Annotated in this window: 13 protein-coding genes; 7 read left to right on the plus strand and 6 right to left on the minus strand. The window is 72.1% G+C overall.

Going from position 1 to position 12,514, the window contains the following annotated elements; all coding sequences use genetic code 11:
• Positions 1-196: 196 nt before the first annotated feature.
• Positions 197-634, minus strand: coding sequence for a flavodoxin domain-containing protein (locus tag AB0M93_RS00745; RefSeq protein ID WP_364266525.1), 438 nt, complete (start codon positions 632-634; stop codon positions 197-199).
• Positions 635-985: 351 nt separating this feature from the next.
• Between AB0M93_RS00745 and mgtA the strand changes: the two genes are divergently transcribed.
• The 6 genes from mgtA to AB0M93_RS00775 all read left to right on the plus strand — a co-directional run bounded on the left by mgtA (position 986) and on the right by AB0M93_RS00775 (position 8,482).
• Entirely contained in the window at positions 986-3,655 is a 2,670-nt protein-coding gene (gene mgtA, locus AB0M93_RS00750; RefSeq protein ID WP_364266528.1) for a magnesium-translocating P-type ATPase, read from the plus strand.
• On the plus strand, positions 3,652-3,867 hold the full coding sequence (locus tag AB0M93_RS00755; protein ID WP_364266531.1) for a hypothetical protein: 216 nt from the start codon (positions 3,652-3,654) through the stop codon (positions 3,865-3,867). Before mgtA ends, AB0M93_RS00755 begins: the two co-directional genes overlap by 4 nt.
• On the plus strand, positions 3,864-4,232 hold the full coding sequence (locus AB0M93_RS00760; protein WP_364266534.1) for a hypothetical protein: 369 nt from the start codon (positions 3,864-3,866) through the stop codon (positions 4,230-4,232). The genes AB0M93_RS00755 and AB0M93_RS00760 overlap by 4 nt, the downstream gene beginning before the upstream one ends.
• Positions 4,220-5,338, plus strand: coding sequence for an acetate kinase (locus AB0M93_RS00765; protein WP_364266537.1), 1,119 nt, complete (start codon positions 4,220-4,222; stop codon positions 5,336-5,338). The genes AB0M93_RS00760 and AB0M93_RS00765 overlap by 13 nt, the downstream gene beginning before the upstream one ends.
• 64 nt (positions 5,339-5,402) lie before the next feature.
• Positions 5,403-6,029: a CBS domain-containing protein gene (locus tag AB0M93_RS00770; protein ID WP_364266540.1), complete on the plus strand. Its 627-nt coding sequence runs from the start codon at positions 5,403-5,405 to the stop codon at positions 6,027-6,029.
• A gap of 35 nt (positions 6,030-6,064) precedes the next feature.
• Positions 6,065-8,482 (plus strand): phosphoketolase family protein, encoded by a 2,418-nt coding sequence (locus tag AB0M93_RS00775; protein ID WP_364266543.1) that lies wholly within the window; start codon positions 6,065-6,067, stop codon positions 8,480-8,482.
• Positions 8,483-8,494: 12 nt separating this feature from the next.
• On the opposite strand, the gene AB0M93_RS00780 is transcribed toward AB0M93_RS00775, so the two are convergent.
• The 4 genes from AB0M93_RS00780 to AB0M93_RS00795 all read right to left on the minus strand — a co-directional run bounded on the left by AB0M93_RS00780 (position 8,495) and on the right by AB0M93_RS00795 (position 11,090).
• On the minus strand, positions 8,495-8,617 hold the full coding sequence (locus tag AB0M93_RS00780; RefSeq protein WP_364266546.1) for a hypothetical protein: 123 nt from the start codon (positions 8,615-8,617) through the stop codon (positions 8,495-8,497).
• Positions 8,618-8,694: 77 nt separating this feature from the next.
• Positions 8,695-9,156 (minus strand): DUF5994 family protein, encoded by a 462-nt coding sequence (locus AB0M93_RS00785; RefSeq protein ID WP_364266549.1) that lies wholly within the window; start codon positions 9,154-9,156, stop codon positions 8,695-8,697.
• Positions 9,157-9,395: 239 nt separating this feature from the next.
• Positions 9,396-9,692, minus strand: a complete 297-nt coding sequence (locus AB0M93_RS00790) for a hypothetical protein (protein WP_364266552.1) — start codon at positions 9,690-9,692, stop codon at positions 9,396-9,398.
• A 222-nt stretch (positions 9,693-9,914) separates the two neighbouring features.
• Positions 9,915-11,090: a YbdK family carboxylate-amine ligase gene (locus AB0M93_RS00795; protein ID WP_364266555.1), complete on the minus strand. Its 1,176-nt coding sequence runs from the start codon at positions 11,088-11,090 to the stop codon at positions 9,915-9,917.
• Between the two features lie 714 nt (positions 11,091-11,804).
• On the opposite strand from AB0M93_RS00795, the gene AB0M93_RS00800 reads away from it, so the two are divergent.
• Positions 11,805-12,185, plus strand: a complete 381-nt coding sequence (locus AB0M93_RS00800) for a hypothetical protein (protein WP_364266558.1) — start codon at positions 11,805-11,807, stop codon at positions 12,183-12,185.
• Here AB0M93_RS00800 and AB0M93_RS00805 read toward each other — a convergent pair.
• Complete coding sequence (locus AB0M93_RS00805) at positions 12,175-12,510, minus strand: hypothetical protein (RefSeq protein WP_364266561.1); 336 nt, start codon at positions 12,508-12,510, stop codon at positions 12,175-12,177. The genes AB0M93_RS00800 and AB0M93_RS00805 overlap by 11 nt on opposite strands.
• Between the last annotated feature and the right edge of the window lie 4 nt (positions 12,511-12,514).

Consider the following 12,514-nt stretch of genomic DNA (forward strand, 5'->3'; position numbering starts at 1 on the left):
GCGGTTCGTGCTCGAGGGCGAAGCGATCGAGGTGTGGCTGGATCGCGAGCGCGTGCTCGGAGTGGCGGATCCGCTCGCGCGGGAAGCACGGCTGTCCTGCGGCGCAGCACACGGCGGATTCGATGTCCTTCTCCTGCCGGCCTCCCGGCCGTCGAGAGGTGCCGGGCGGACCCGGCCCGATTCCCGGGCGGCGCCGTCAGGTCGCACTTCCGGCGACTGCCGCAGCCAGGGTTGCGCCGATCTCGTGGCCCCAGGCCCGGATCAGCGGCCGGTCGGCCTTCCCGTCGAACACCCGGTGGTCGCGGGCCGCCAGCTGCCGGGCGATTTCGCGGGCCGGCTCGTGCTCCTCGTCCACCGGGCCGCTGGAGAACAACCAGACCGGAAGCCAGCGCAGAACGTCCGAAAAGGACTTCGCGAAGGTCCGTGCCGGCCCGAGCCACTGCCCCCGGTGCACGGAACTGCCGAGGACCACCGCGTCGAAGCCCGCCAGCGAGGAGACCAGCCAGACGTCGCGGACTTCGACCTCGGGGGCCACTCCGGCGTCGGTCAGTGCGGAGCCGAGCGACGTGGCGAGGTGTTCGGCGATTTCCCGGGTGGCGCCGTGCCGGGTGGCGACCGCGACGAGGATTCTCATGGTCCCAGCCTCGCGCGTCCACGGCTCCGCCGAGCAGAGGCCGACGACCTCGGCGGACCGGCGAACGGCCCCGGGCTCGGTGGCGACCGGGCAGGTGGCCCGTGCGAGCAGGTCGTGGCCCGTCGATCCCAGCAGGGCGCCGGCGAGCGGCTGCCGACCACGATCAGCTGGGCGCCTGGCCAGCGGAAGAGCTCGAAGGCCTTTCGCGGGGGAACGAATCCCGGAACGGCTCCCGGCGCCCCGGCAGGGATACACTGATCGTGCCTCGGACCCCGGCACCCTTCGTCATCTCGGTGCGCCACACAGGCCGGCCCACCGATCCGAATCCCGTTCGCGAACGCCGAGGCGCCCATGGCCATCCACACCAGTGCAGCACCCGCACGAGCGCCTGCTCCTGACCTCGACATCGCACACGCCGCGGCGTTGCCCGGTGCCGCGGTCCTGGACGCGCTCGGCGTCACGCTCGACGGGTTGACCGCCGCCGAGGTCGCCGAACGGTCGGCACGGTACGGGCCGAACGCGGTGTCGTCGCACCGTGCGCGGCTGGTCCCGGTGCTGTGGCACCAGCTGCGCTCGCCGTTGCTGGTGCTGTTGATGGTCGCCGCCGTCGCGTCCTACTTCGTCGGCGAGCGCAGCGACGCGGTCATCATCGGGGTGATCGTCGCGGTCTCGGTCGGGCTCGGGTTCTTCAACGAGTACCGTGCGGAAAAGGCCGCGGAAGCCCTGCACGCGCAGATCCGGCACGAGACCGTGGTGCGCCGGGACGGTCACCCCGTGCCGGTGGACGTGACCGCCCTGGTGCCTGGCGACGTCGTCGAACTGAAGCTGGGCGACGTCGTCCCGGCCGACGTCCGGCTGCTGGCGATCACCGGCCTGGAATGCGACGAGTCGGTGCTGACCGGGGAATCGCTGCCGCTGGAGAAGGACACCGCGGCCGTCCCGGAAGGCACCGCACTGGCCGAACTGTCCGGGTGCGCGCTGATGGGTACCGTCGTGCACGGGGGCAGCGCCACCGGCGTCGTGGTCTCGACCGGCGCACACACCGGGTTCGGGGCGATCGCGGCCGGGCTGAGCACTCACCAGCTCGACACCGAGTTCCAGGTCGGGCTGCGGAAGTTCTCGATGCTGCTGGTCTACGTCGCCGGGGCGCTGACGACGTCGATCTTCGCGGTCAACGTGGTGCTGCACAAGCCGATCCTGGACGCGCTGCTGTTCTCGCTCGCGATCGCGGTCGGCATCACCCCGCAGCTGCTCCCGGCGGTCGTGTCCACGAGCCTCGCGGCCGGGTCGCGGCGGATGAGCCGGCGCAAGGTGCTGGTCAAGCGGCTGGTGTGCATCGAGGACCTGGGCAACGTCGACGTGCTGTTCACCGACAAGACCGGCACGCTGACCCTCGGCCGCATCGACTACATGCGAGCCGTTCCGGCGGACGGCGGCGATCCCGGCGAAGTCCTGCGCTGGGGTCTGCTCTGCACCGAGAACGCCGGCTCCGTCGGCGGGAACCCGCTCGACCAGGCGCTGTGGGCGTCGCCGGGCTCGGTGGCGCAACGCTCCGCGCTGGCCGGCTACACCACGCTGGGCGTGCTGCCCTTCGACCACGAACGGCGGATGGTCTCCGTGGTCGTCCGCGACCCGGCGGGCCACACCGTCCTGGTGACCAAGGGCGCTCCGGAGACGGTGCTGGATCGGTGCACCGGTGTCCCGCCCGAAGCGCGCCACGCCTTGGACGCCGAGTTCGCGGCGGGCAACCGGGTCGTCGCCGTGGCCATGCGGCCCTTCCCCGGCGGCCGCCCACCGGCACCTGCGGACGAACGGGGCCTGACGCTGCTCGGGTTCCTGGTGTTCCTCGACCCGCCCAAGCACGACGCCGCGCAGTCCCTGCGGCGGCTGGACGAGCTGGGCATCGCGGTCAAGGTCGTCACCGGCGACAACGCCGCGGTCGCGGCGAAGGTCTGCCACGACCTCGGCCTCGGCGACGGCGCCGCGCTGACCGGAGCCGACCTCGACGACCTCGACGACGCTCAGCTCGCCGACGCGATCACGCGCACCACGGTGTTCGCCCGGGTGAGCCCGGAGCACAAGGCCCGGATCGTGCGCGTCCAGCGGCTCAGCGGCGGGGGAGTGGCGTTCCTCGGCGACGGGGTCAACGACGCGCTCGCCCTGCACGCGGCCGATGTCGGCATTTCGGTGGACTCGGCCACCGACGTCGCCAAGGACGCCGCCGACGTGATCCTGCTGGAGAAGGACCTCGACGTGCTCGCCGACGGCGTCACCGAAGGGCGGCGGATCTTCGCCAACACCATCAAGTACGTGCTGATGGGCACCTCCAGCAACTTCGGCAACATGTTCTCCGCCGCGGGCGCGTCCCTGTTCCTGACGTTCCTGCCGATGCTGCCTTCGCAGATCCTGCTCAACAACCTGCTCTACGACACCAGCCAGCTCGCCATCCCGACCGACAATGTCGACGAGGAGCAGCTCCGCCGTCCGTCCCACTGGGACCTCGGGTTCATCCGCCGGTTCATGGTCTTCTTCGGCCCGCTGAGCTCGGTGTTCGACTTCGTCACCTTCGGCGTCATGCTGTGGGTGTTCCACTCGGGCCCGGACCAGTTCCGCTCGGGCTGGTTCGTCGAATCCCTGGCCACCCAGACGCTGGTGATCTTCGCCATCCGCACCCGGCGGACCCCGTTCTTCCGCAGCCATCCCAGCCTGCCGCTGACCCTGGGCGCCCTCGGTGTCGTGACCGTCGGCGCCCTGCTGCCCGCGACACCGCTCGCGGCCACACTGGGGTTCTCGCCCCTCCCGGGCGGGTTCTTCGCCGCGTTGGCCGGGATGGTGCTGGGCTACCTCGTGCTGATCGAGGTGGGCAAACGGTTCTTCTACCGCCTCGTCCGGACGACGACGACCACGCCGCGGCCCGCACCTCGTCGTCACCTGCGCCGCCGGACCGCCTACTTCAGCACCGCGGAACCGCGCGGCCGGGTCCAGCGGGCCGGAACACCTGCGGAGCGAGGACTTCGATGACCGGCGTGACCCGGCGCGACGACCAGCCGACCGAGGAGCACACCATGGCACCCGTCGACCTCGCGGGAATCGCCGAGCCACACCGCAGCGCTGTGACCGCCATCATCGATCTCGCTCGCCAGGGCATGTTCACGGACGCGCAGGCGCTCCTCATGATCGGACGGATCCGCGCCGTGGCCGGTGAACTCCTCGCCCGGGAGGGGACACCGTGACGGCCGCGCGGGTCCTGCTCTCCGACGGCGAGGTGGCCTGGGTGCGCGTGCTGCACCCCGCCGACGCCGCGGCCGTCCGGGCCCTGCACGTCCAGCTTTCCGACCGGGACCGGTACTACCGGTTCTTCGGCCTGGGCCCGGCCGAGGCCCAGATCACGCTGGTGGTGGATGCGCCCACCCGGACCCACGGCGTTGCTGGAGCAGCTCATCGACGTCGCCGGGCAAAGGGTGTCCGCCGGTTCGTCGCCGACGTCCTGGACCCGACGCGGGACTACCGCGACGCGGTGGCCCGGCGAGCCGCTGCCGCGACAGCCGCGCGTCCCCGGCCCGGCAGCGCGGACGGGAACGCCGAATGCGGGTGCTGACGGTGAACCCCGGCTCGTCGAGCGTCAAGCTGTCGGTCGTCGAGGACGGCCGGGAGGTGGACCGGGCCACGGTCGGCGCCGCGTCCGCCACCGAGGCCCGGCAGCCGCTGGCCGGCCTGGTGGTCCGGTGGCATCCGATCGACGCGGCCGGGGTGCGGTTCGTGCACGGCGGCCTGAGCACCGACCCGGTCGCGCTGCACCACGCGGAAACCGCGCGGCTGACCGCGTTGACTCCGCTGGCGCCGCTGCACCAGCCACTGTCGCTGGAACTGGCCGAGGTGGTCGCCGAAGTCGTACCGGGCCCGGTGTACGCGTGCTTCGACACCGCTTTCCACGCCCGGATGCCGGAAGCCGCGGCGCACTACGCACTGCCGAAGAGCTGGGTTCGCGAGCACGAACTGCGGCGCTACGGCTTCCACGGTCTCTCCTGCGCCTCCGCCCTGCGCCGCACGGCCGAGCTGCTCGACCGGGAAACCACGGGGCTGCAGCTGGTCTGCTGCCACATCGGGGCCGGCGTTTCGGTGACCGCCGTCCGCGACGGCCACAGCGTGGACACGTCGATGGGCTTCACCCCGCTGGAAGGGGCGGTGATGGCCACCCGCTCCGGCAGCGTCGACCCGGGCCTGCTGCTGTACCTGCTGCGTTCCGGCGTCACCGACGCGGCCGGACTCGACGACGCGCTCGACCGCGGAAGCGGCCTGGCCGGGATGACCGGTACCGGTGGTGACGTGCGGGATGTACTGGCCGCGCGGGATCGCGGCGACCCGGACGCCCACGCCGCGATCGAGGTCTACCTGCACCGGTTGCGCCGGGAGATCGGCGCGATGGTGGCTTCCCTGGACCGGCTGGACGCGCTGGTGTTCACCGGCGGCGTCGCGGAACACCAGCCGGCCCTGCTGGCCGAGCTCTGCCGGCGGCTGGGGGTCTTCGGGGTGCGGGTCGATCCCGGGCGCCTGGCCGCCGAAGGCGACCGGGAGGCCGGCCGGGCGCACGAGCCCGTGCGGGTGCTGGTCGTGTCCGCGCGCGAGGGGCTCGAGATCGCCCGGCAGACGACCCTGGCGATGGCCGCCCGGACCGCGGGTGCCGGTGGACCTCGCGATCGGTGACGAACGACCGCAGCGCGCCCGCGGCCACGCCCCATAGCGTGAAGGCCGACGGAAGAGGAGTCCGATGCAAGCACGCGACATCATGAGCAGCCCCGTCGTCACCGTGACACCGGACATGACGGTGAAGTACGCCGCGAACCTGTTGTCCGCCCACGGTTTTACCGCGCTCCCGGTCCTCGACGCCGACGGCCGGCTCATCGGCGTGGTGACCGAGGCGGACCTCGTGCGGGACCGGTTCCCGCGGGACGCGCGATACCGCCCGGCCGAAGACACCCCGGGCGAAGACACTGTTGCCGACGTGCCGCCGGCCGGGACCGTCGGCGGGGTGATGACCACCCCGGTGGTCGGGATGGGCGCGGGCACCGACGTGGTCGACCTGGTGCGCGTCCTGCTCGAAGACCGGATCCGCAGCATGCCGATCGTCGACGGGGCCCACGTCGTCGGCATCGTCACCCGGCGCGACCTCGTCCAGGCGCTCGCCCGCGACGACGAAGTCATTTCGGCCGACGTGCGCCACCAGCTGGCGATCTACGGCGGCCCGGCGCGCTGGACGGTCGAGGTGCACGGCGGCGCGGTGGAGGTCGTGGACGCGTTCGACGACGAGACCGACCGGCACGTCGCGACCGTGCTGGCCCAGGCGGTGCCCGGGGTGACCGCGGTCCGCGTTACCGGCACCAGCACGGCCGGCTGACCGGCCGCCCGATCCGCCTTGGGAAGGCCACGGCAATGCAGCAGTCCACGACCCTGACCGGCACCATGACCACGGCTTCGCCGTACGAAGCGCACGACCGGGACCTGGACCTGAGGTGGTGGGCCGCGGCGAACTACCTGACCGTCGCCCAGATCTACCTGCAGGACAACCCGTTGCTGCGCGAACCCCTCTCGGTGGAGGACATCAAGCCGCGCCTGCTCGGGCACTGGGGCACCAGCCCGGGGCTGTCGATGATCTACACCCTGCTCAACCGGCTCATCCGCGAGACCGGCACCGACTGCGTCTACGTCGCCGGTCCCGGCCACGGCGGACCGGCCCTGCTCGCGAACGCCTACCTCGAAGGCACCTACGGCGAGGCGTATCCCGCCGTCTCCTCCGACGTCGCCGGGCTGACCCGGCTGGTGCGGCAGTTCTCCACGCCCGGGGGCGTGCCGAGCCACGTCGGTGTCCAGACGCCCGGCAGCATCCACGAGGGCGGCGAACTCGGCTACTCCCTGACCCACGCCGCCGGCGCCGCGTTCGACCACCCGGACCTGATCGTGGCCTGCGTGGTCGGGGACGGTGAGGCGGAGACCGGGCCGCTGGCGGGGTCCTGGAAGATCCCCGCCTTCCTCAACGCCCGCCGCGACGGTGCCGTGCTGCCGATCCTGCACCTCAACGGGTACAAGATCGCCGGGCCCACCGTGCTCGGCCGGGCCGACGACACCGACGTGCTCGGCCTGCTCACCGCGCAGGGCTGGGACCCGGTCCTCGTGGCCGGGGACGACCCCGCCGCGGTGTTCACCGACCTGCACGAAGCCCTTGCTGCCGCCCACGACGGGATCCGCGAAAACCAGCGGCAGGCCCGCACGGGAGGGGCCGAGCCGTTCCGGCCGGTCCGCTGGCCGGCGATCGTCCTGCGGACGCCGAAGGGCTGGACCGGCCCGGAAGTCGTCGACGGCGTCGCCGTCGAAGGCACGTTCCGGGCGCACCAGGTACCGCTGACCCTGGTCCGGGAGGACGTCGGACACTTCCGGCTGCTGGAGCGGTGGCTGCGGTCGTACGTCCCGGAAAGCCTGTTCGACGCCACCGGCCGGCTCGTCCCGGAGCTGGCCGCGCTCGCTCCGCACGGGGACAAGCGGATGTCCGCGAGCCCGTACGCCAACGGCGGACGGCTGCTGCGCCGGCTCGACATCCCCGTGCTGGGACCGTATGCCGTCACCGTGCCGGCGCCCGGTGTCGTGCACCACGGCAACACCCGTCCCTTCGGTGAGCTGCTGCGCGACGTCTACCGCGCCAGTACCCGGGAATCCGACGGCGGCGGCACGTTCCGGTTGTTCTGCCCGGACGAAACGGCCAGCAACCGGCTCGGCGCCGTCTTCGAGGCCACCGACCGCTGCCTGCAGGCCCCGATCCTCACCACCGACGACCACGTCTCACCCGATGGCCGGGTCATGGAGGTGCTCTCGGAGCACCTGTGCCAGGGCTGGTTGGAGGGTTACCTGCTGTCGGGCCGGCACGGCGTCTTCGCGACCTATGAAGCGTTCGCGATGGTCTCGGCCTCCATGCTGATCCAGCACGCCAAGTGGCTGCAGCACGCTGCGGACCTGCCCTGGCGCCGTTCGGTCGCGTCGCTCAACGTCCTGTTGACCTCGACCTGCTGGCGCAACGACAACAACGGTTTCTCGCACCAGGGGCCGGGCCTGATCGACATCGCCATCCCGCTCGCGCCCGGCGTCGTGCGGGTCTGGTTCCCGCCGGACGCCAACACCACGCTGTCGGTGGCGGAACACTGCCTGCGCAGCCGCGACCACGTCAACCTGATCGTCGCCGACAAGCAGGAGCACCTGCAGTACCTCGACATGGAGGAAGCGGCCGCCCACTGCGCCGCGGGAGCGTCCACATGGGACTGGGCCGGCACCGAGACGGCCGACGGCGAACCCGACATCGTGCTCGCCGCCGCCGGTGACGTGCCGACCCTGGAGGTACTGGCCGCGGCCCGGCTGCTCCGCGACTACGTCCCCTACCTGCGGGTGCGGGTGGTCAACGTGGTCGACCTGATGGGCCTGCTCCCGCCCGGCGACCACCCGCACGGGTTCGGCGAGCGCAAGTTCGAGCGGCTGTTCACCGCCACCGCCGACGTGGTGTTCGCCTTCCACGGCTACCCCCGGGCCGTGCACCAGCTGCTGCACGGCCGCCTCGACCCGGGCCGCTTCCACGTCCGCGGTTACACCGAGCAGGGCACCACCACCACGCCGTTCGACATGGTCGTGCTCAACCGGATGAGCCGCTACCACCTCGTCCTCGAAGCACTGCGCAGGTCCGCGCGGGTGCCCGAAGGCGGGGCGGCGCTGGCCGAGCACTGTCACGCGATGCTGGCCCGCCACCGCGGCTACATCCGTGAACACTTCGAGGACATGCCGGAAATCCGGGCATGGACATGGGCCGGCTGACCGGAAGCCGGTCTACTTCGGGGTGGCACCGCCGAGGTCCGGGGCGGAGGTCACCGAGGACAACCCGGCCGGCCCGCTCGGGGCGTCGGCGAACGGGTGGGTCCCGGTGGCCCGCCGCCCTCGCTGCCTGGGCATCGCGTGCCGGAAAACGGGAGTGCGTCGAATAGCGGCTTCGGTGGTCGTCCTCGTTCCTCGCGGTTCGACGGGAGAGATCAGGAGACGTGCCCGCCTTCGGCTTCCCAGTCGTCTTCGGTGGTGTCGTGCCGGGGCCGGAGCGCTGCCGGAACGACGAGCGCCCCGCTCGCGGCGAGGATGTCCGCCGGCCGCTCGGTGTTGCCACGGCGGGACGCGGTCATCAGCGCGCGGTGTCCCGCTGTGTCCACCGCCTCCGGTGGGATGACGAGGAGCGTGAGGTGGTTCGGTTCCGGGCCGGTGACGGACAGGACGTGGCCGTCCCGGTCGAGGAGACCGTCGAGCCGGATGACGTGTCCGCCGATCTCGAGCCGCCGCGGCGCACTGTCCCATTCGGACACGGCGTACGCCACCCTGGTGAGGTGGCCCATCCGGGCGGTGAGCGCCGCGGCCAGCCCCGGCAGTTCCGCCGTGAGATCGCGCGACCACGGCCACCAGCCGCCGTCGACGTGACCTGCCGGTCCGCTCCGCGGTTTCCACACCAGTCTGGGTGGCGGAAGAGGGCCCTGACGCGGCCGCGCGGAGGATGTTCTGGTTCTGGTGGGCGATTCCGGCGTCATGCCGCTGTCCCGTCCCGATCGCAGTGACCGATGTGGAGGGAAACCCGAGGACGGCGCCGGCTCTGCCGCCGGCGCGCGAAATGCTCCCGGTACCCGGATTCTACACCTGGCGCCGCCCGATCAGGGGGTTGCGCAACGATGCCGGCCGTGTCCCGGGCTGTTCAGGGGCGTCCGGTGACCGGTCGTTCGCCGGCCGGCAGCGCCGTCACGGCGATGATGTCCCGGTCGTCGATCCAGCGCACCGAGGCCGCGGGGCCTTCGTCGGCGATGACGGGGACGCGAGCCCCTCCGGGGCCGAACTCGGGCCGCCCGGCGAGGGTGCCGGTCCGCGGCGAGCGTGGATCCGGGCCGGCGTAGGTGACGCGCCAGTTCCCGACGCTGAACGCGATCTGGCGCCGAGGTGGGCGGGGAGTGACATCGTCCACTGGCGCGATACCGTCCGGGTTCCGGGCAGCCATCCGTCGTCTCCTCGGCCGTGGGTGCGTTCCGCGCAGTGCGGGGAACGGCGGGCACGCCGAGGTCTGGGGCGCTCCGGACAGCCTAGGCGCGCTACGCCATCCACCAGAACCGAATCCCCCGGATGAGGGACCTCGAATGGAGGCGACGGTTCCGCCCGCCGTCGGCGGCCCAGATCGGTCCGCCTTGCAGCGCCGCAGCCCGCGAACGTTCCCGAAGCCGGCTCAGCCGTCCTGGACGGCCACCGGTCGTCGCCCCGGCACCGGGCCGGAGCCACCTCTCTCGGCAAGAGTCGTCGAGGCCAGCTTCGCCACGAGCGCGGCCGGTGAGCCGGCGTCGGCGAACAAAGCGCGTTGGCGTGCCGCGCCGGTTTCCCCGGCCCGCACCGCGGCGAGCTGCCGCTCGATCGTCGCGAAGTCCCCGTTGGCCTCCAAGGCCGGCTGGACGTACTCCAGGAGCCGGCCGACGAGCACGTGCTGCGGGAGGACCTGCCCGGTGCCGGGGTCGATGCCGTCGCCGGGGTAGCCGCCGCGCGCCGCGGCGGTGAGCGAGGCGACGACCAGCGCGGTCCGGACCGGCCGGGGCGCGACGCCGGCCCGGGCCTCCGCGAGGATCGTGACCACGAGGGCGCGGGTCAGTCCGGCGAGCAACACCGCGTCTTCGGCCGTCAAACCGACGTCCGCGATGCGGATCTCGACCGTCGGGTACTTCGGCGAGAGCCGGGCATAGTAGTACACCCCGGTTGCGTCCAAGGCTTCACCACGGCGCACCGCGCCGTCGACGCTCGCGGCGTAGGCGGCCGGGTCCGGCCAGTCCAGCGGCGGGTGCGCGGTCGGCCAGCGCGACCACAGCGGGTACCGGCCGCTGGCCCACCCGGAATCCTCGTCGTGGGCGAGCGGCGAATTGGCGCTGACGGCCAGCAGCGGGGCGAGCCAGGGGCGCAGGCCGGCCAGGACCCGGACGCCGAGTGCCGGGGACGGAATGCCGACGTGCACGTGGCAGGCGCACGTGCCGGCTTCCGGAAGGAGCGCGGGGTATCGGGCGGCCAGCGCCCGGTACCGGGGTTCGGCGGTGACGCCGGGCAGGCCCGGCAGGTCGCCGCACGGGGGTGTCCCGGACGCCAGCACCAGGCACCCGGCCTGGCCGGCCGCGTCCGCCACGAGCCGGCGCAACCCGAGCAGCTCCGCCCGGAGTCCGTCGAGCCCGGTGTGGATCCCGGTGGCGGTTTCGATCTGGAACCGCAGGAACTCCGGCATCACGGCGGGTTCGCCGTCGAGCAGCTCCAGCACCCGGGGCGCGGCGAGGGCCACCGCACCGGTCGCCGGGTCCGCGAGGACGAATTCCTCCTCTACGCCGAGGGTGAGGTCGTTCCTTTCCGGCAGGGAAAGTCGCACGTGCACGGCCGGGCTCCGTCCCTCGTTGGATCGCCAGTCTCACCGGCTCGCCCGGCCCTGCGTAGGGCCTCAGGTCATCCATCGGGGAACTTTCGGCCCTTCCGCGGGACCGGCGGCGGGCGGGACCCGGAGCGCACAAGTCCTCGGACAGAGTTTCGCCGGCGAGCCGCCGTACCGCGCGGCGGTTCGAGTTTCGCCGGCCGGTGTAGCGCGGGTTCGCAAGGAAGACAGCGACGGTGCGCGGCGTCCAGCCGCTGTGGGTTCGGTGGCGGGTCGACCCCGCACGCCGGGCGGCAACCCCAGCCGGGCGACGCCGCTGCGGGCGGTGAGCTCCCGTCGCGGGCGGCGATGCGGACCTGCGCGCCGGTGGCTCCGGTCGTGGTCATCAGCTCCAGGGTCCGGGTGATCGCTGACGGTCGGGGCCGCCGCTCGCGGCCGCGGTCCCGGTCGTGCTGAGCGAAAGTCCGGTGATGGCGGCGACGGTCAGCGCGGTGCACCGGGTCGGTGAGGCGACCAGGGTCGCGGCGGACCCGGTGGGGGGCATCCGGGATGATCCCCACCGGACTTCCCCGAGCCGGCCACTGGTGCACTTGCCGCGTTCCGTGACGTCGACGCGCCTCCCCGCCCGGCGTGGCGAGGCCGGCCGCGCGCCGCGAGGGCCGTCACAGCCCGGTCATCGTCCAACGTGGCCACTGCGTCTCCGACCCTGAGCGGGTTGTGATGACCATGCTCGTCGACCGGCGTGATGAACTCGGTCGCGCGCGAACGGCCGGCACCAAGGTGAAGCTATTGGGTGCTCAGGTGCCGCGTTGTTCCGATGATCTCGTGGCGGGTATCCGGTTCGGCGCGTTCGTGAACACAGTACGTACGCAGTTCGTTTTCGGTGCGAATTGTCGGGCATTTATAACATTTCGACGCCGCAGGTCGATTTTCGTAACGGGGCGCGTCGCAGATGCGACGTCCAGGGTAAGAAAAAAACGGTTCAAACATCCGGCTGTGGCCGAGACGATGAGTGGCATCGACCAGCTTCAAGAGAACCGATACGAGCCCGCAGTGCTCGATCCCCAGGATGGCGCCATGACGCCGGAGATCAAGCCCTGAAGGGCGTGCACATGCATACCTGTCGCCGAACCATTGTCATGGTCTTGACGGCCATCACGTTTTCCGCCACCGGTTCAGCGGTGGCCGCGGGGTTCGATCTGGTCGTGGTGACCGCGACGGTCGACGGCACGGCCGGCAATTGGGAGCCTGCCCGATCCGCCACGCCGGAACCGGTGATCGAAGCCACGACGCTGTCTGTCGCGCCGTCGTCGGAGCCGGTAATGCCGGCCGGAACGGTCTTGCCGATGAGCAGCACGCCCACCCCGGCGACGAACAGTTCCGGTGAACCGGCGCCGACCACCGAACCCTGATAGCGGAGCACCATTCAA

It is taken from the genome of Amycolatopsis sp. NPDC051102 (assembly GCF_040682815.1).
GTDB lineage: Bacteria > Actinomycetota > Actinomycetes > Mycobacteriales > Pseudonocardiaceae > Amycolatopsis.

What these genes read in the sequence shown, in the direction of transcription:
- AB0M93_RS00745 (WP_364266525.1), bottom strand. Translation starts at nt 634, where the DNA reads ATGAGAATCCTCGTCGCGGTCGCCACCCGGCACGGCGCCACCCGGGAA.
- mgtA (WP_364266528.1), top strand. Translation starts at nt 986, where the DNA reads ATGGCCATCCACACCAGTGCAGCACCCGCACGAGCGCCTGCTCCTGAC.
- AB0M93_RS00755 (WP_364266531.1), top strand. Translation starts at nt 3,652, where the DNA reads ATGACCGGCGTGACCCGGCGCGACGACCAGCCGACCGAGGAGCACACC.
- AB0M93_RS00765 (WP_364266537.1), top strand. Translation starts at nt 4,220, where the DNA reads ATGCGGGTGCTGACGGTGAACCCCGGCTCGTCGAGCGTCAAGCTGTCG.
- AB0M93_RS00770 (WP_364266540.1), top strand. Translation starts at nt 5,403, where the DNA reads ATGCAAGCACGCGACATCATGAGCAGCCCCGTCGTCACCGTGACACCG.
- AB0M93_RS00775 (WP_364266543.1), top strand. Translation starts at nt 6,065, where the DNA reads ATGCAGCAGTCCACGACCCTGACCGGCACCATGACCACGGCTTCGCCG.
- AB0M93_RS00780 (WP_364266546.1), bottom strand. Translation starts at nt 8,617, where the DNA reads ATGCCCAGGCAGCGAGGGCGGCGGGCCACCGGGACCCACCCGTTCGCC.
- AB0M93_RS00790 (WP_364266552.1), bottom strand. Translation starts at nt 9,692, where the DNA reads ATGGCTGCCCGGAACCCGGACGGTATCGCGCCAGTGGACGATGTCACT.
- AB0M93_RS00800 (WP_364266558.1), top strand. Translation starts at nt 11,805, where the DNA reads ATGACCATGCTCGTCGACCGGCGTGATGAACTCGGTCGCGCGCGAACG.
- AB0M93_RS00805 (WP_364266561.1), bottom strand. Translation starts at nt 12,510, where the DNA reads ATGGTGCTCCGCTATCAGGGTTCGGTGGTCGGCGCCGGTTCACCGGAA.